The 17,808-nt window shown below is 63.2% G+C and carries 11 protein-coding genes, 1 tRNA gene and 1 pseudogene; 9 read left to right on the forward strand and 4 right to left on the reverse strand.

Annotation, left to right across the window (positions count from 1 at the left end; translation table 11 throughout):
- Window positions 1–7 precede the first annotated feature (7 nt).
- Window positions 8–715, forward strand: a complete 708-nt coding sequence (locus tag NKI47_RS14810) for an SDR family NAD(P)-dependent oxidoreductase (protein WP_023676277.1) — start codon at window positions 8–10, stop codon at window positions 713–715.
- Window positions 716–819: 104 nt separating this feature from the next.
- On the opposite strand, the gene rpsA is transcribed toward NKI47_RS14810, so the two are convergent.
- The 3 genes from rpsA to aroA all read right to left on the reverse strand — a co-directional run bounded on the left by rpsA (window position 820) and on the right by aroA (window position 5,005).
- Window positions 820–2,517: a 30S ribosomal protein S1 gene (rpsA, locus tag NKI47_RS14815; protein ID WP_023676278.1), complete on the reverse strand. Its 1,698-nt coding sequence runs from the start codon at window positions 2,515–2,517 to the stop codon at window positions 820–822.
- Window positions 2,518–2,722: 205 nt separating this feature from the next.
- Window positions 2,723–3,373 carry a (d)CMP kinase gene (gene cmk, locus NKI47_RS14820; protein ID WP_352578582.1) on the reverse strand — a complete coding sequence of 217 codons (651 nt, stop codon included), beginning with the start codon at window positions 3,371–3,373 and terminating at the stop codon, window positions 2,723–2,725.
- Window positions 3,374–3,646: 273 nt separating this feature from the next.
- The gene (aroA, locus tag NKI47_RS14825; protein ID WP_352578583.1) at window positions 3,647–5,005 is read right to left on the reverse strand and encodes a 3-phosphoshikimate 1-carboxyvinyltransferase; all 1,359 of its coding nucleotides are present in this window, start codon (window positions 5,003–5,005) and stop codon (window positions 3,647–3,649) included.
- A gap of 194 nt (window positions 5,006–5,199) precedes the next feature.
- Here aroA and NKI47_RS14830 point away from each other — a divergent pair, with 194 nt between their 5' ends.
- Both NKI47_RS14830 and NKI47_RS14835 read left to right on the forward strand, forming a co-directional pair.
- On the forward strand, window positions 5,200–5,589 hold the full coding sequence (locus tag NKI47_RS14830) for a TIGR02300 family protein (RefSeq protein ID WP_023676282.1): 390 nt from the start codon (window positions 5,200–5,202) through the stop codon (window positions 5,587–5,589).
- A gap of 163 nt (window positions 5,590–5,752) precedes the next feature.
- A tRNA-Ala gene (locus NKI47_RS14835) sits at window positions 5,753–5,828 on the forward strand.
- Between the two features lie 229 nt (window positions 5,829–6,057).
- Here NKI47_RS14835 and NKI47_RS14840 read toward each other — a convergent pair.
- Entirely contained in the window at window positions 6,058–6,576 is a 519-nt protein-coding gene (locus NKI47_RS14840) for a hypothetical protein (protein ID WP_352591015.1), read from the reverse strand.
- A gap of 44 nt (window positions 6,577–6,620) precedes the next feature.
- Here NKI47_RS14840 and NKI47_RS14845 point away from each other — a divergent pair, with 44 nt between their 5' ends.
- From NKI47_RS14845 to NKI47_RS14870, 6 genes and pseudogenes are all read left to right on the forward strand, one after another.
- Window positions 6,621–12,332: a HAMP domain-containing protein gene (locus tag NKI47_RS14845; protein WP_352591057.1), complete on the forward strand. Its 5,712-nt coding sequence runs from the start codon at window positions 6,621–6,623 to the stop codon at window positions 12,330–12,332.
- Between the two features lie 52 nt (window positions 12,333–12,384).
- The gene (locus NKI47_RS14850) at window positions 12,385–14,451 is read left to right on the forward strand and encodes a PAS domain-containing hybrid sensor histidine kinase/response regulator (RefSeq protein ID WP_352591018.1); all 2,067 of its coding nucleotides are present in this window, start codon (window positions 12,385–12,387) and stop codon (window positions 14,449–14,451) included.
- A 150-nt stretch (window positions 14,452–14,601) separates the two neighbouring features.
- The gene (locus NKI47_RS14855; protein ID WP_352591021.1) at window positions 14,602–16,101 is read left to right on the forward strand and encodes a helicase HerA domain-containing protein; all 1,500 of its coding nucleotides are present in this window, start codon (window positions 14,602–14,604) and stop codon (window positions 16,099–16,101) included.
- 351 nt (window positions 16,102–16,452) lie between these two features.
- Entirely contained in the window at window positions 16,453–16,974 is a 522-nt protein-coding gene (locus NKI47_RS14860) for a hypothetical protein (protein ID WP_352591024.1), read from the forward strand.
- A 191-nt stretch (window positions 16,975–17,165) separates the two neighbouring features.
- On the forward strand, window positions 17,166–17,585 hold the full coding sequence (locus NKI47_RS14865; protein WP_352591027.1) for a hypothetical protein: 420 nt from the start codon (window positions 17,166–17,168) through the stop codon (window positions 17,583–17,585).
- A 25-nt stretch (window positions 17,586–17,610) separates the two neighbouring features.
- Window positions 17,611–17,808: pseudogene (locus NKI47_RS14870) on the forward strand (ATP-binding protein); the annotation flags it as partial.

Raw genomic sequence — 17,808 nt, forward strand, 5'->3', positions numbered from 1 at the left:
GTCGAATATGACGGAAACACTGGACGGCAGACATATCGTGGTGACCGGCGGCACCGGTGCCCTTGGCGGCGCGGTCGTAGGAAAACTGCTGGAGCAGGGCGCGATCTGCCATGTGCCCAATGCCCACGCTGCCGCGCCTGCGCATTTTCCCTTTCCGGCGCATGACCGCGTCAGGCTGGCGCACAATGTCGACCTTGCCGACCCTGCCAAAGTCGACGCCTTCTATGCCAGCGTTCCAGATTTATGGGCATCGGTGCATCTTGCCGGCGGCTTCACCGCGGCGCCGGTCGAGAAGATCGAACCCGCCTCCTTCGCCGAGATGATGGACACCAATGCCCGCACCACCTTTCTGTGCTGCCGCGCGGCGATACGCTCGATGCTGGGATCTTCCGTGCCGGGCCGCATCGTCAATGTCACCGCGCGAGCCGGGCTCGATCCGCGGCGCGGCTCCGGCAAGGTGGCCTACGCCGCCGCCAAGGCGGCAGTCGCCGCGATGACCGTGGCGATAGCCGAAGAGCTGAAGGGCAACGGCATCCTGGTCAACGCCGTGGCGCCTTCGACGCTCGACACGCCGGCCAACCGGGCTGACATGCCGAACGCAGATTTCAGTAGATGGGTCAGCCTTGAAGCGGCGGCCGAGGCCATTGCCTACCTTGCCTCGCCGGCCAACATGGCGATCAGCGGCACGCTGGTGCCACTCTACGGCCGGGCCTGAGCCTGCGGTCCGTCGCAAGCAAAGGTCACAAGCAAAAGCCCCGCCGGATCGTTCCGGCGAGGCTTTTTGTTTCGTTTATAACCCGCGCGAGGCGCGGTGTTGGCTTAGCTGCCCTGCTTCTTCAGCGCGGCACCCAAAATATCGCCCAGCGAAGCGCCGGAATCGGTTGAGCCGTACTGAGCGACCGCTTCCTTCTCTTCGGCGATTTCCAGCGCCTTGATCGAGACCTGCAGCTTGCGGGTCTTCTTGTCGAAGGCGATGACGCGGGCGTCGACTTTCTGGCCGACGGTGAAGCGCTCGGGGCGCTGCTCGTCGCGGTCACGGCTGAGGTCGGAGCGCTTGATGAAGGTCTCGATGCCGCTGTCGACCAGCCGCACTTCCAGACCGCCATCCTTCACGCCGATAACCTCGCAGGTGACGACTGCGTTCTTGCGCAGTTCGCCTGACGTCGCCGCTTCGCCGACCGTGTCCTTGGCCAGCTGCTTGATGCCGAGCGAGATGCGCTCCTTGTCGATGTCGACGTCGAGCACCTGCGCCTTGACCATGTCACCGCGATTGTACTCCTCGATCACCTGCTCGCCCGGACGGGTCCAGTCGAGGTCGGAAAGGTGGACCATGCCGTCGACGTCGCCTTCGAGGCCGATGAACAGGCCGAACTCGGTCTTGTTCTTGACCTCGCCCTCGACCTGGCTGCCGACCGGATGGCTGCGCGCGAAGGCCTCCCACGGGTTCTCCAGCGTCTGCTTGAGGCCGAGCGAGATACGGCGCTTGGCCGGATCGACTTCGAGCACCACCACGTCGACTTCCTGCGTCGTCGACAGGATCTTGCCGGGATGCACGTTCTTCTTGGTCCACGACATTTCCGAAACGTGGATGAGGCCTTCGATGCCCGGCTCCAGCTCGACGAATGCGCCGTAGTCGGTGATGTTGGTGACGGTACCCTTGATCTTCTTGCCGATCGGGAACTTGGTGCCGATCTCGGACCACGGATCGCTCTCGAGCTGCTTCATGCCGAGCGAGATGCGGTGAGTTTCCTGGTTGATGCGGATGATCTGCACCTTGACCGTCTGGCCGATGTTGAGGATTTCGGTCGGATGATTGACGCGGCGCCAGGCCATGTCGGTGACGTGCAGCAGGCCATCGATGCCGCCGAGGTCGACGAACGCACCATAGTCGGTGATGTTCTTGACGACGCCTTCGACTACCTGGCCTTCTTCGAGGTTCTGCACGATTTCCGAACGCTGTTCGGCGCGGCTTTCCTCGAGCACGGTGCGGCGCGACACCACGATGTTGCCGCGGCGGCGATCCATCTTGAGGATCTCGAAGGGCTGCGGGTTGTGCATCAGCGGCGAGACGTCGCGGATCGGGCGGATGTCAACCTGGCTGCGCGGCAGGAAGGCCACAGCGCCGTCGAGGTCGACGGTGAAGCCGCCCTTGACCTGGTTGAAGATGACGCCTTCGACGCGTTCGCCCTTGGTGAACTTCTCTTCGAGACGGACCCAGCTCTCTTCGCGGCGGGCCTTCTCACGCGACAGCATGGCTTCGCCAAGCGCATTTTCGATACGCTCGACATAGACCTCGACCGTGTCGCCGACCTTGAGCGTCGTGTCCTTGCCCTTGACGCCGAATTCCTTCAGCGGCACGCGGCCTTCGACCTTGAGGCCGACGTCGATGATGGCCATGTCCTTTTCAATGGCTGTGATGATGCCCTTGACGACCTGGCCTTCGCCGGAATGGCCGGCGGAAAATGATTCTTCGAGCAGGCTCGCGAAATCATCGCGAGTGGGATTTGCAACTGACATAGTTTCTCCTGGAATGCCCCGCAATCTGTCGCGGGGCGGGCGCCGTGGGTTAGCGTTGCGTTGGCCTGCCGGCGTTCCGGGCAAAAAGCCCTTGGCCGCCCTTGAGCGGCAATTCCGGCGCATGAAGAATGCTAGCAGGCTGGTTCATACCCGATATGGGAAGTCTTTTTGTCGCCGGCAATCGGCGGCGGCAGGAAAACCCGGCTCAGGCTTCGTTTCTCTTGGCCAGGACATCGTCGATGATCGCCTGAGCTGCCAGAAACGCGGCCTCTATAGCCATTTCCGACGTGTCGAGCAAGTGCGCATCGGCGGCGGGCTTCAAGGGCGAGTCCATGCGGCCCATGTCGCGCTCGTCGCGGCGCACGATATCGGCAAGGATTTCATCGAAATTGGCAGTGCCGCCGATGCTCTCGATTTCATCCAGCCGCCGCTTTGCCCGCACCTCCGCGCTGGCCGTGACATAGAGTTTTACGTCGGCATCGGGACAGACGACGGTGCCGATGTCGCGGCCGTCGAGCACCGCACCCGGCGGGGTTTTTGCAAAGTCGCGCTGCTTGTCGACCAGTATGCGCCGGACCGACGGGATGACAGCCACTTTCGAAGCCGCCTCGCCGACCGCGTGTGCCGCCAGCACGGCGCGGTCGAGCTTTGCCAGATCGACCTGGCGAGCCGCGGTTTCAGCGGCCGAGACATTGTCGAGCGGCAGGCCGAGCCGGAGCAGCGAATGCGCCACCGCGCGATAGGTAAGACCGGTGTCGAGCAGGTTCAGCCGGTAGTGATCGGCCAGCCGCCGGGCAAGGGTGCCTTTGCCGGCACCGGCAGGTCCGTCGATGGCGATGGTGAAAGTTGAGGTCATTGGCCGCCCACCGGAATCGAAAAGCGCAATGATCCAGATAGGCGTGGCGATCCTTCGCGCCCCCCTCTGTCCTGCCGGACATCTCCCCCACTTGGGGGGAGATCGGCGGCCATCGCGGCTTTCGCCAATTGTCTACGTCGCAGGATTGAGCGGAGCGCCGAAGCTGCCAATCTCTCTCCTTGTGGGGGAGATGTCCGGCAGGACAGAGGGGGGCGCTGTCCCGCCGACGTTGCAGTTTGGCCCCAACCCCCAAGGCTATTGATTGCCATCAAGCTACTCGATCTCCGCGCCCAGCCCCTTCATCAGTCCCATGAATTCCGGAAAGCTCGTTGCGATCATCGCCTGATCGTCGATGGTCACCGGTTTTTCCGTCGCCAGCCCCATCACCAGGAAGCTCATGGCTATGCGGTGGTCGAGATGGGTCTGGACGATGGTGCCCTGTCCGTTGGGGTGTTGGCCGAGGCCCTTGCCGCCGGGTTTTCCGCGCACGACAAGCGAGGCCTCGCCTTCGCTGCAATCGACGCCGTTGAGCTTCAGCCCCTCGGCCACTGCCGACAGCCGGTCGGATTCCTTCACGCGCAGCTCTTCCAGCCCGAGCATCAGCGTTTCGCCCTCGGCGAAGCTGGCCGCCACGGCAAGCACCGGATACTCGTCGATCATCGTCGGCGCCCGTTCCGGCGGTACGGTGACGCCTTTCAGCTCGGAGTAACGCACGCGCAGGTCGGCGACCTCTTCGCCGCCTTCATTGCGGCGGTCGAGAATGTCGATCCGGGCGCCCATTTCCTGCAGCGTCAGCAGAAGGCCTGTGCGGGTCGGGTTCATCAGCACGTTTTCGATGATAATGTCCGAACCCGGCACGATCAGCGCCGCCACCAGCGGAAAGCCGGCCGAGGAGGGGTCGCCAGGCACCGCGATCGTCTGCCCCGTGAGCTTGCCCTGGCCTTCGATGAAAATGTGGCGCACGCCGCGCTCGTCGGTCTCGACCGACAGATTGGCGCCGAACCCCTTGAGCATCTTTTCGGTGTGGTCGCGCGTCATAACCGGCTCGATGACTGTGGTGATGCCCGGCGTGTTCAGCCCAGCCAGCAGCACCGCCGACTTGACCTGCGCCGATGCCATCGGCACGCGGTAGGTGATCGGCGCGGCGTGCTTGGGCCCGTGCAGCGTGATCGGCATGCGGTCGCCGGGCGTCGCCTTCAGCACCTGCACGCCCATCTGGCGGAGCGGTTCGAGCACCCGGCCCATCGGCCGGCCCGACAGCGAGGCGTCGCCGATGAAGGTGGTTTCCATGTCATAGGTGCCGACCAGGCCCATGGTGAGGCGTGAGCCCGTGCCGGCATTGCCGAAATCGAGCGGGCCTACCGGCTGCAGCAGCGCGCCGTTGCCGGTACCGCGGATCACCCACTCAGCGCCATGCTTCTCGATATGGGCGCCCATGGCCTTCATGGCAGCGCCCGTACGCATCACGTCCTCGCCTTCCAGCAGCCCGGTGATGCGGGTTTCGCCGGAGGCCAGGCCACCGAACATGAACGAGCGGTGCGAGATCGACTTGTCGCCCGGCACCCGTGCCGCGCCTGAAAGGCCAGATGATTTGCGGGCGGTGGCCTGCTTCGGGGCGGCAGTGTGCGACATGGTTCTTTCCTGAAAACGCCGGCGGCCGGCCATTTTCTGCTGGTTTGCGGGGTCTCCTATCATGGCGTACCGAAATGGTCATCCCCTTGGTATGAAGGCCTTCGAATTCAAGCTTTTTGGGACGCCGGCTTTTCGCTTTGACAGCGCCGTAAACTCTGGTTAAGGGGACCAAACTTTCATCGACGAGGCTTGCTGTGGCAAAACCCGAACTTGGCACCAAACGCATCGACCCGGAGACGGGTCGAAAATTCTATGACTTGAACAAGGACCCGATCGTCTCGCCTTACACGGGCAAGAGCTATCCGCGCTCCTATTTCGAAGAAGGCAAGATCGCCGCTCTCGAGGAGGAAGAGGAAGTTGCCGAGAAGGAAGTGGACGCCGAGGAGGAAGAGGGCGTCGAGGTCGTCTCGCTCGAAGAGGCGGACGAGGACGCGAAGGCCGACGAGCTTCCCGATCTCGGCGATGACGAAGACGACGTTGACCTTGGCGATGACGAGGATGACACGTTCCTCGCCGACGAGGAGGAAGAAGACGACGACGTTGCCGACATGATCGGCGTCGGCGAAGACGACGACGAGGTCTGAGCGAACCGCATTCGCCGGCTTTCGCGGCGCTCCCTAGAAAAAGCGGTTCTTGAAGGCTTGATATTGACTGAAGGCGGGGTTAGAAGCCGCCTTCACTAACGGCGCGGTCTAGAACCCGCGCCGGATCTCTTCGCCGGAAACGGCGCCGGTGAACTGCCGGAGTGGGGCCATAGCTCAGTTGGGAGAGCGCTTGAATGGCATTCAAGAGGTCGTCGGTTCGATTCCGATTGGCTCCACCAGTTCTCTCCGCGAAAATCAGCAGAACGGCCGCCCGCCCGTCCGGGCTGGCCGCCGCCTATCGCAGAACCTAGCTGAGACTAGTTAATCGGCCGCCCGGCTTGGGCTCGCCGATCCATTCAGAAGTAATGAGCCCCTGCCCGGTCTGTGCATGTTTCTGGCTGTGGTTTGAACCGCGAGCACCGGTCTGGACCAGGCAGCGGGCTGAAATGACGGCTGAGCAAAACTCCGTTACTTGTTGCAGTTCTGCATATCCGACGTCATGGCGCCGCTGGGGGTATTGTTGTCGGTATCGCTGCTCGCCGTATCCTTACAGCGGTCCTCCATACCGTTTGTCTGCGGCGTGGTGGCGTTCGTTGCGTTCGGATCGATCGTGTTCGGGGTAGTTGCGCTGCCGGTCCCGGTGTTGCCGCCGGAAGTGCTACCGGTCCCGGAGCCCATGGATTGTGCCATGGCAGATGTGGCCAGGCCGATAGCAAGTAGGGATGCAGAGAGAATTTTCATCATCTTAGTGTCTCCATAGAGTTGCATCGCTCTATCGCGATCTATACCAACGAGAGTTTTTTCGAGATGTTCCGTTGGACAGAAATAGTGATCGATACAATCACTATGGATCTTTGTTGTTCGTCGTTTCATGAATTCGGCCGCGAAATTCCGGCCGCATCGCGGCAATTTCGCCTGGAACCAAATCGAGCACGCCGCGTTGTTGCGCTTGCGGGGAGTTGTGTCGGCCGCAGGGGACAGTTTCACCAGGACTTTCAAGAAATCCGTGAGCTGGGAGGGGCGCTGTGAGCGTGCTTGCATCCACAAGGCAATTGGACCACCGTCAAATACTGAACGCGCTGAAGGCTTTTCGGAGCGGTGACTTCTCCGTTCGCATCGACAATATCTATTCTGGCCTCGATTCGGAGATCGCCGACACCTTCAACGAAATCGTCGAGCTCAACGATCAGGTCACGCGCGAGTTTGAGCGCCTCAGCAAGGTCGTCGGCAAGGATGGCCGGATCGGCGAACGCGGCCGTGTCCGCAACGCCACCGGCAGCTGGGAATCGAGCGTCCGTTCCGTCAACGATCTGATCGAGGACATGGTTCAGCCGACGGCCGAAGTGGCGCGCGTCATCGGCGCGGTCGCCAAAGGCGACCTGTCGCAGACGATGATGGTCGAAATCGACGGCCGGCAGCTGCGCGGCGAGTTTCTGCGCATCGGCAAGATCGTCAACACCATGGTCGGGCAACTGGCCTCCTTCGCCTCGGAAGTGACGCGCGTGGCGCGCGAGGTCGGCACCGAAGGCAAGCTCGGCGGCCAGGCCCGCGTGAAAGGTGTGGCCGGGACCTGGAAGGACCTGACCGACAACGTCAACGCGATGGCGACGAACCTGACCGGGCAGGTGCGCAACATCGCCGAGGTGACGACCGCCGTCGCTTCCGGCGACCTGTCGAAGAAGATTACCGTCGACGTGAAAGGCGAAATCCTCGAACTCAAGAACACCATCAACACGATGGTCGACCAGCTCAATTCCTTCGCCTCGGAAGTGACGCGCGTCGCGCGCGAAGTCGGTACAGAAGGCAAGCTCGGCGGCCAGGCGCGCGTCGAAGGTGTCGGCGGCACATGGAAGGACCTGACCGACAACGTCAACCTGATGGCCGAGAACCTGACCGGCCAGGTGCGCAATATAGCCGAGGTGACGACGGCTGTGGCGCTGGGCGACCTGTCGAAGAAGATCACCGTCGACGTCAAGGGCGAGATCCTCGAGCTGAAATCGACTATCAACACCATGGTCGACCAGCTGAATTCATTTGCCGGCGAGGTGACGCGCGTCGCCCGCGAGGTCGGCACCGAGGGCAAGCTCGGCGGCCAGGCGCAGGTGCGCGGCGTCGCCGGCACCTGGAAGGACCTGACCGACAACGTCAATTCGATGGCCGAGAACCTGACCGGCCAAGTGCGCAACATCGCCGAGGTGACGACTGCGGTCGCTTCGGGCGACCTGTCGAAGAAGATCACTGTCGCCGTGCAGGGCGAAATCCTCGAGCTCAAGGACACCATCAACACGATGGTCGACCAGCTCAATTCCTTCGCTTCGGAAGTGACGCGTGTGGCGCGCGAGGTCGGAACCGAAGGCAAGCTCGGCGGCCAGGCCGAGGTGAAAGGGGTCGGCGGCACCTGGAAAGACCTGACCGATAACGTCAACCTGATGGCCGCCAACCTGACCGGCCAGGTCCGCAACATCGCCGAGGTGACGACCGCCGTTGCCCGCGGCGACCTGTCGAAGAAGATCACCGTCGACGTCAAGGGCGAAATCCTGGAGCTCAAGGATACCGTCAACACGATGGTCGACCAGCTCAATTCCTTCGCCTCCGAAGTGACGCGTGTGGCGCGCGAAGTGGGGTCGGAAGGCAAGCTCGGCGGCCAGGCGCATGTCGAGGGTGTCGGCGGCACCTGGAAGGACCTGACCGACAACGTCAACGCCATGGCCGGCAATCTGACCGTGCAATTGCGCGACGTCTCCAAGGTGGCGACGGCAATTGCGACCGGCGACCTGACCCAGAAGATCACCGTCGATGCATTGGGCGAGATCCTGCAGATCAAGGACGTCATCAATACGATGGTCGACCAGCTGAATTCCTTCGCCTCCGAGGTGACGCGCGTGGCGCGCGAGGTCGGTTCGGACGGCAAGCTCGGCGGCCAGGCGCAGGTGCGCGGCGTTGCCGGCACCTGGAAGGACTTGACCGACAATGTCAATGCGATGGCTGCCAACCTGACCGGCCAGGTGCGCAACATCGCCGAGGTGACGACTGCGGTGGCGCTGGGCGACCTGTCGAAGAAGATCACGGTCGATGTGCGCGGCGAGATCCTCGAGCTCAAGGACACCATCAATACGATGGTCGACCAGCTGAATTCCTTTGCCTCGGAGGTGACGCGCGTTGCGCGCGAGGTCGGCACCGAAGGCAAGCTTGGCGGCCAGGCGCAGGTGCGCGGCGTTGCCGGCACCTGGAAGGATCTGACCGACAATGTGAATTCGATGGCCGAGAACCTGACCGGCCAGGTCCGCAACATCGCCGAGGTGACCACCGCAGTGGCGCGCGGCGACCTGTCGAAGAAGATCACCGTCGACGTCAAGGGCGAGATCCTGGAGCTGAAATCGACGATCAACACCATGGTCGACCAGCTGAACTCCTTTGCCGGCGAAGTGACGCGTGTCGCCCGCGAGGTCGGCACCGAGGGCAAGCTCGGCGGCCAGGCGCGGGTCGAGGGCGTTGCCGGCACCTGGAAGGACCTGACCGACAACGTCAACCTGATGGCGACGAACCTGACCAACCAGGTGCGCGGCATCGCCGATGTCGTGACCGCGGTCGCGCAAGGCAATCTCAAGCGCAAGCTGACGGTCGATGCCAAGGGCGAGATCGCCTCGCTCGCCGACACCATCAACGGCATGATCGAGACGCTGGCGACCTTCGCCGACCAGGTGACCAACGTCGCCCGCGAAGTGGGCATCGAAGGCAAGCTCGGCGGCCAGGCCCGGGTGCCCGGCGCTGCCGGCCTTTGGCGCGACCTGACCGACAACGTCAATCAGCTCGCGGCCAACCTGACCACTCAGGTGCGCGCCATCGCCGAGGTGTCGACGGCGGTGACCAAGGGCGATCTGACTCGCTCGATCAGCGTCCAGGCCTCCGGCGAGGTGGCGGCGCTGAAAGACAACATCAACGAGATGATCCGCAATTTGAAGGACCAGACGCTGAAGAATGCCGAGCAGGACTGGCTGAAGACCAATCTCGCCCGGTTCTCGCGCATGCTGCAGGGCGAGCGCGACTTGGCCACGATCTCGCGCCTCATCATGTCCGAACTCGCCCCGCTGGTGAATGCGCAATATGGCGTGTTCTATGTGACCAACCGCGACGAGGATGAATTCTATCTGGAGCTCGCCGCCTCCTATGGCGCCGAAAGCAAGGCGGAAATCAAGCAACGCCTCGATCTGCGTGAAGGGCTTGTCGGGCAGAGTGCCGCCGACAAGCGCGCCATCATGCTGGACAATGTGCCGCCGAATTTCCTGCGCGTCACCTCCGGCCTTGGCAATGCCGCGCCGGCGAACGTGATCATTCTTCCGGCTCTGTTCGAGGACGAGGTGAAAGCCGTGATCGAACTCGCCTCGTTCAGCGAATTCCGCGACACGCACCAGTCGTTCCTCAACCAGCTGATGGAATCCGTCGGCATCGTTCTCAACACCATCGCCGCCACCATGCGCACCGAAGGCCTGCTCAAGCAGTCACAGCTGCTGACCTCGGAGCTGCAGGCGCGTCAGACCGAACTGACCAAGAAGCAGGAGGAGCTGCACGCCACCAATGAGGAGCTGCAGGAAAAGGCGCAGCTGCTCGAGAACGAAAAGAAGCAGGTGGAGAACAAGAACCTGGAAATCGAGATGGCGCGGCGGGCGCTGGAGGAGAAAGCCGAGCAGCTGGCGCTTACCTCGAAATACAAGTCGGAATTCCTCGCCAATATGAGCCACGAACTGCGCACGCCGCTGAACTCGCTGCTCATCCTTTCAAACCTGCTCGCAACCAACCAGCAGGGCAATCTCAACGACAAGCAGGTCGAGTTCGCGCGCACCATCAATTCGGCCGGCACCGACCTCTTGAGCCTCATCAACGACATCCTCGATCTGTCGAAGATCGAATCGGGCACCGTCTCGATCGATATCAACGATATGCCCGTGGTGCATCTTCGCCAGCATATGGAGCGAACCTTCCGGCAGCTGGCGACCGACAAGGGACTTGGCTTCACCATCAACGTCGCCCCCGAGCTTCCGGAGACCGTCCGCACCGACGAGAAGCGCTTGCAGCAGATCGTGCTCAATCTTTTGTCGAACGCCTTCAAGTTCACCTCGCAAGGCGAGGTCCGCTTGAATTTCCGGGCCGAAAAGACGGGCCGTCACAACGGCTCGGCGCAACCGATGGAGGCGCTCGCGATCGTGGTCAGCGATACCGGCATCGGTATTCCGCAAGACAAGCAGAAGCTGATTTTCGAAGCCTTCCAGCAGGCCGACGGCACCACCAGCCGCAAATATGGCGGCACCGGGCTTGGGCTCTCGATCAGCCGGGAGATTGCCCGGCTGCTCGGCGGCGAATTGCGGGTCGAGAGCACGCCGGGCAAGGGTTCGACGTTCACTCTGGTCATTCCATTCGACGGACCCCGGATGGCCTTGGCCCCGCAAGCGGCGTTGCTGCCGGCGATGGAGGTGGCCGCGACGACAGCGCAGCCGAGCCTGCCGTCCTCCGAATTGCTCGATGACCGCGACACGATCTCGTCGGAAGATCGGGTCGTGCTGATCGTCGAGGACGACCCGACCTTCGGCGGTTTGCTGCTCGGCCTTGCACGTTCGGCCGGGCTGAAAGGCGTCCTGTCGACCGCGGGCTCCGGCACGCTGGCTTTGGCACGCAAGCTGGTTCCCGACGCGATTACGCTCGATCTCGGACTATCGGATATCGACGGCTGGGTGTTGTTCGATCTGCTTCGCCATGACCCGAAAACCAAGGACATTCCCGTTCATGTCATCTCGGGCGCCGAGGACATCGAGGTGCTTGCCCGCAAGGGTGCATCCAGCATTTCAACCAAGCCCGTATCATCGGACGAACTGATGAAGGTCTTCCAGGATATTCATTCCAGAAAGCTCCGCGTCCAGAGCCGCGTCCTGATTGCCGATCCCGATCCCGAGCGCCGCCTTTCGCTGATCGAGGCGATCCGCGACGGCGTCACCTCGGTTACGGCGATCGGCCGCGTCGCGGCGAATGCGGACGAAATCGGCATCGCCAACTATGATGCCGTTGTGCTCGGCTTTGGCCGCTCGGCCAAGGACAACGCCCAGATGCTGGATGAGATTGCCATCCTGTTCGGGCAGTCGGTGTCGCGACTGCTGTTCTTTGCGCCTCATCCGGAAGCGCTGCAACAGTCGCTCGCCTTGCATCCGGCATTGGCGGATGTTCCGCGGGCGGAGAATTTCGCGCAGCTGGCTCTCCTGATGTCGGCAACACTCCCCGGGCGAGGCCACGAAAACGATGGTGCGGCAGCCGAACAGCCGGACAAATTCGACCTCGCCGGCGCAAAGGTCCTCATCGTCGACGACGACATCCGCAACATCTATTCACTCACCAGCGTTCTCGAGACCTATGACATCCAGGTGCTGCATGCGGAGCGCGGCCGGGAAGGTATCGCGCTTCTGGAGCAGAGCCCGGATATCGATGCGGCACTGATCGATATCATGATGCCGGAAATGGATGGCTACGAGACGATGCGGCAGATCCGCAGCATGCCGGCGATCGCCCATATCCCGTTGATCTCGGTCACAGCCAAGGCAATGAAGGGCGACCGGCAGAAGTGCCTCGACGCCGGCGCCTCCGACTACATCGCCAAGCCTGTCGACCTCGATCTGCTGTTGGCATTGCTGCGTGTCTGGATCGGCCGTTCGCGATCCCGTGTCCATGGTCCGGAAAAGACGCTCATGGCAGTGAACTGACGGCCGCTCGATGCAGAAGCTGTCGAGAAACGGAGCAAGGAAGCTGGAGGTCATGGCGCCGGCAGCGGGGCCGGCAAAGGCGCGCATCCTGGCCGTGGATGACGACGAGCGCAATCTGCTGGCGATCGGCGAGGTTCTGGCCCCTATCGGTGAAGTCGTCTGCGTGCAGTCGGGCGAAGAGGCGTTGCGCGCACTGCTGAAGGAGGATTTCGCAGTCATCCTGCTGGACGTGCTGATGCCCCGGCTGGATGGCTACGAGACCGCGGGATTGATCCGCCAGCGCGAGCAATCCAGGCGAACGCCGATAATTTTTCTCACCGCCATCAACAAGGAAGACGCGCACATGCTGCGCGGCTACGACGCCGGCGCGGTGGATTACGTGTTCAAGCCTTTCGACCCGGCCATGCTGCGTTCCAAGGTTGCCGTGTTCGTCGAACTTCATGAGAAGACGCTCGAAATCCAGCAAAAGGCGGCTGCCGAGCAACGGCTGCTGGCCCAGGCACTGCAGGCGCAGAAGGAAAAGCTCGAGGCCGAGCGGGCGCTGCGCAGCGCACAGGAGCGGCAGCATGCCATTTTGAGCTCTCTTCCGGTCTGCTTCCACGCAAGGGCGGCGGAGCCGCCGTTCGGCGCCAGCTTTGTCACCGAAGGGGTCGAACGCCTGACCGGCTTTCCTGCGGAACGGCTGACCGCCGATCCAGGCTTCGGCCTGAGCCGCGTTCATCCCGACGATCTGCCGAGAGTGAGGGAGGTCCTGCTCGCAGCCAAGGCCACCGGCTCCTACACCTGCGAATTCCGCTGGCAATGCGCCGACGGCAATTACCGGATTTTTCTCGACCAGGGCGTCCTGTCGAATGGCTCCGACGGCCGGAAGCCCGAGATCCTCGGCACATTGCTGGATGTTACCGAGCGGCGCGAGCTTGAGGACCAGCTGCTGCAGTCGCAGCGCCTCGACGCGATCGGCAAGCTTACCGGCGGCCTGGCGCATGATTTCAACAATCTGCTTGCCGCAATTCTCAGCGGATTGGGATTGCTCGAGCGCCATGCCGAGTTCGACGGACAGACCAGGCAGGTTCTGGAACTGACACGCCGGTCGGCAAAACAAGGCGCCGAGCTCGTTAACCGCATGCTTGCCTTCTCGCGCCGCCAGACGCTGAGGCCGCAGGCCGTGCGCCTCGCCGCGCTCGGCGATACAATGAACGGGTTGGTGGCCCCGGTCCTGGGCGGCCTGATCCGTTTCGATTGGCTTGTCGACGACACTGTGTGGCCGGCGCATGTCGATGCCAGCCAGCTGGAGCTCGCGCTGATGAACCTGGTCTTCAACGCGCGCGATGCCATGCCGTCCGGCGGCACGATAATCGTGGAGGCGCAAAATCGAACGCTAGGCAGTGCAGCCGAGGATATTTCGGCGGGCGACTATGTCGTGGTCACGGTCAAGGACACGGGGTCGGGCATACCGGCTGACATTCTCGCCAAGGTCGTCGAACCGTTCTTCACCACAAAACCGGTCGGCAAAGGCACTGGCCTCGGTCTGAGCACGGTGCATGGTTTCGTCAAGCAATCGGGCGGTACGCTTCGCATTGAAAGCACCGTCGGCAGTGGAACATCCGTCCAGCTCTGGCTGCCGCGTTCAATCGAGCGTCCGGTCGAAATCCCCGAGAAATCCGATGCCGACGACAGCGTCGTGAATACCGGCGAGGACTATCCATCGGTCCTGCTGATCGACGACAGCAACGTACTGCGGGAACTGACGGCGCAATCGCTTCGCCAACACGGCTTTGCGGTTACCTGTGCCGGGGGCGGTGCCGAAGCGCTGGCGATGATCGAGCGGGCGCCGTACGATTTCGATGTCATCGTCACCGATTTTGCCATGCCGCTCGTCTCGGGCCTGGAGGTCATTCGGTTCGCCCGCAATCTGCGGTCCGATTGGCCGGCGGTGATGATAACGGGATATGCCGATGCCGACGCGATCGCCGACCGGCCCCCCGACGTGCCGCTGCTCGGCAAACCGCTGCGCGAAAAGGACCTGATGGAGAGCATTCTTGCGGCGGCCGCGCGCGCCGGCTCGCAGAAAGCCAGGCAGGCCCAGCCGGTGAAAGGCGGGTACCGGTTTTCGACCTGAAGAGACAAGCCTCATCAAATCGAAACGGTACGTTCCGTATCCTCGATCGTCCGCGACATCCAGCCTGTGCGCAACACGGAGCGCCGGCCATGGCGCGCTCGACGGGCTGTGATGCGGTTGATAAGCCCTCTCCGCAAGGAGAGTCGAGACATGACCGTTGCGATCGAGATGGGCCAGACGAGCGCAGGCGCCCCGGCGGCGCTGGATCTTGAGGAACTGCTGGCGACGCGGCTTCTGGTGCAGGGCAATTCGGGCTCCGGCAAGTCCCACCTGCTGCGCCGGCTCTTGGAGCAGAGCGCGCCCTGGGTGCAGCAGACCATCATCGACCCCGAAGGCGACTTCGTGACGCTGGGCGACCGTTTTGGCCATCTGGTGATCGACGCCGAGGAGCATACCGAGCGCGGCCTGCAGAGCGCCGGCGAGCGGGCGCGCATCCACCGCGTCTCCACGGTGCTCAATCTCGAGGGGCTCGACGCCGAGAACCAGATGCGGCGCGCCGCCGCCTTCCTCGGCGGGCTTTTCGAGGTCGCCCGCGACCACTGGTACCCGATGCTGGTGGTGGTGGACGAGGCGCAGCTGTTCGCGCCGGCCGTCGCCGGCGAGGTTTCGGACGAGGCACGCAAGCTCTCGCTCGGCGCCATGACCAATCTGATGTGCCGCGGCCGCAAACGCGGGCTGGCCGGGATCATCGCCACCCAGCGGCTGGCCAAGCTTGCCAAGAACGTCGCCGCCGAGGCTTCCAATTTCCTCATGGGCCGGACCTTTCTCGATATCGACATGGCGCGCGCTGCCGACCTTCTCGGCATGGAGCGGCGCCAGGCGGAGGCTTTTCGCGACCTCGAGCGCGGGCAATTCATGGCGCTCGGCCCGGCGCTGTCGCGCCGTCCGCTCGGCTTGCGCATCGGCCCGACAGATACAAGCCCGCGCAACGCGACCCCGCGCCTGATGCCGCTGCCGGAATCGGCGTTGGAGGATGCCCGTGCGATCATCCTGGCGGCGCCGCCGCCCGAAACCGTGCGGCCGCAGCGCCGCTCGTCGCCGGACCTGCTCGATCAGCTGATGGCGGCAAAATCGGCGACGCTGGGAATCCGCCCCGAAGCGGTGGAGCCGCCGATCAGCGCCGAGGATTTGGCGGAGCGGCGTGAGCGGGTGGACCGGGTTCTGCGCGCGGTGCTGGCGCAACCCGACGCCGGGTTCCGCGTCATCGGCGTGCTCTATCAGGAGTTCGTGGTCCGCTGCCGCATAGAGGGCCTCGCCGCGGTCGTGCCGGATCTCCCCGCGTTCCGCCGCATGCTGACGCGCGCCCGCGCCGGGCTGGGCTCCGACATGGCAGGCGACGATGCCTGGCAGGACGTCTCGACGCGCGCCTCGCTGCTGCCCGAGGATATGCAGGGTGTCTTCATGATGATCGCCCGCGCCGCTAAGGAGGGCTGGCCCTGCCCGAGCGACGCGGCAATCGCCCGCGCCTACGGCTCGCACTCGCTACGCCGCGCCCGGCGCCTGCTGAGCTATATCGAGGAACAGGGCCTGATCGTCTGCCAGCTGGATGGGGTTGGCCGGCGGACGGTGACGCTGGTGGAGCTCGCCTGGGCGACGGCACCGGGGGATCCCAATGCGGAGGAGGCGGAGCAGGGGAGTTTGGCTGTGTGAGACTGGCCCATGCTGCTCGGCGCATTGGCTGCGCTGTACGCTATGCTGATCTTCGCGATCGGGATCGAGGTCCCGCGGCGGCTGATTGGCAGAAAGCCGCTACGGCTCTAGATTGCCGGCGCGGTCGCAGTGATGATCGGGTACATGCGCCCTGATGGCATCCATGCCGTCTCCCGGGCGGAGAAAATCCTGATGGTGGCTATTCTGCGGCTTGCCGCCGCCGTCGGTGGGACTGTCTACTGGCTGGTGGCGGTCAAATTGCGCGCTATCCTGATACTCTTGCTCAAGTGTCTGCTCTGCGGCTCCAAGTCGCGAGCGGTTTCATGCGCATTTTTCGAAGGAGGTTTTGCTATGAAAATGTCCCGTTTTTCGAACACCGGCGCTGCGGCATGGCTGGTTGGAGCCCTGCTCAACCTTGCCGCGCTCGGCGTCACGAAAGCGGAGGCTGCCGACATGCACCAATTGTGCCGCCAGGTGCACAACGACGACACGATCCAGGACTATTCGCCCGCGCTTCATGACGAGACGGTCCAGGCGTTCAAGGCGCTCGCTCCGGACGCTCAAATTGCGCCGGACGATTCCGAACTGCGGGCACAGGCCCAATATCGCTGCATGGACGGCAAGGTCATGGTCTGCTTCGTCGGCGCCAACCTGCCCTGCAGCAAGATGAACGCGGCACGCGACAATCCTGGTGCGGATGAGTTCTGCCGGCAGAATCCAAACGAGAAAGACGTTCCAGCCGTCGCGACGGGTCACGATACCGTTTATTCCTATCGATGCCGCAACGGCCAAGCTGAGATAGCAGACGACTTGTGGGAACTCGACGAACGGGGCTTCGCGAAGAAGGTTTGGGCTGAGCTACCCGATCGCTAAGTCCGCTCACGCCAAGTGTTTTCTTGGTAGGCGCTAACCTAGATGTGTTTCGCCTGATGGCGCGAGTCCATTTATGATCGATTCGTGGCGGCAGCACCCGCAAGGAATCGTGACCGACGCCATGCGGGTGGCGGGGCTGCCGGAGTAGTGCTGCGCGCCTGCTTTGGCTTGGGGCTAGCCGGAGGATCGGAATGGGTCTCGACGTTGCAGTTTTCAAAAGCGCTTCGACCATGGAGCGGGAATTCCCCGGCTATCGCTTTCAGCGGGAACCGACAACGGGCGAATGCGAGGTGATCCATCCCGAGGGCATAAATCTCACCTGGGACGTGGTCACGGTGTGCGACTGGCGTATCGGAAACATCGCCCACGTCGCCGCGCTTAGAGAGGCGATTGCCGGCCTTCTCGGCGAAGGCTCGGCCTTGGAACGGATTGTCCTTTTTTCAGCCTGCAGTGTCGGAGACGTCATCGACGAGCCGAGCTTTGTCGAGCTTGAGCGCGAATTGCGGCTGATCGAATCCAGCACCGACGCATGGGTTCGGGAATTTGCCGATGGACTATCGGAATTGATCCGCATGGCACGGCGCGAGAAAAACCCTATCGTGTTTGTGTGACCGGCAAGCCAAGCAGAGCCCCCATGGCCGGACTTTTCTCGATATCGACATGGCGCGCGCCGCCGACCTTCTCGGCATGGAGCGGCGCCAGGCCGAGGCCTTTCGCGACCTCGAGCGCGGGCAATTCATGGCGCTCGGCCCGGCGCTGTCGCGCCGTCCGCTCGGCTTGCGCATCGGCCCGACCGATACCAGTCCTCGCAATGCGACCCCGCGCCTGATGCCG

Origin of the sequence: Mesorhizobium sp. M0633 (assembly GCF_040320645.1) — a bacterium.
Classification (GTDB): Bacteria; Pseudomonadota; Alphaproteobacteria; order Rhizobiales; family Rhizobiaceae; genus Mesorhizobium.

Bases quoted from the DNA above. Each gene is read 5' to 3' on its own strand.
- NKI47_RS14810 (WP_023676277.1), top strand. From the start codon at position 8: ATGACGGAAACACTGGACGGCAGACATATCGTGGTGACCGGCGGCACC.
- rpsA (WP_023676278.1), bottom strand. From the start codon at position 2,517: ATGTCAGTTGCAAATCCCACTCGCGATGATTTCGCGAGCCTGCTCGAA.
- cmk (WP_352578582.1), bottom strand. From the start codon at position 3,373: ATGACCTCAACTTTCACCATCGCCATCGACGGACCTGCCGGTGCCGGC.
- aroA (WP_352578583.1), bottom strand. From the start codon at position 5,005: ATGTCGCACACTGCCGCCCCGAAGCAGGCCACCGCCCGCAAATCATCT.
- NKI47_RS14850 (WP_352591018.1), top strand. From the start codon at position 12,385: ATGGCGCCGGCAGCGGGGCCGGCAAAGGCGCGCATCCTGGCCGTGGAT.
- NKI47_RS14855 (WP_352591021.1), top strand. From the start codon at position 14,602: ATGACCGTTGCGATCGAGATGGGCCAGACGAGCGCAGGCGCCCCGGCG.
- NKI47_RS14860 (WP_352591024.1), top strand. From the start codon at position 16,453: ATGAAAATGTCCCGTTTTTCGAACACCGGCGCTGCGGCATGGCTGGTT.
- NKI47_RS14865 (WP_352591027.1), top strand. From the start codon at position 17,166: ATGGGTCTCGACGTTGCAGTTTTCAAAAGCGCTTCGACCATGGAGCGG.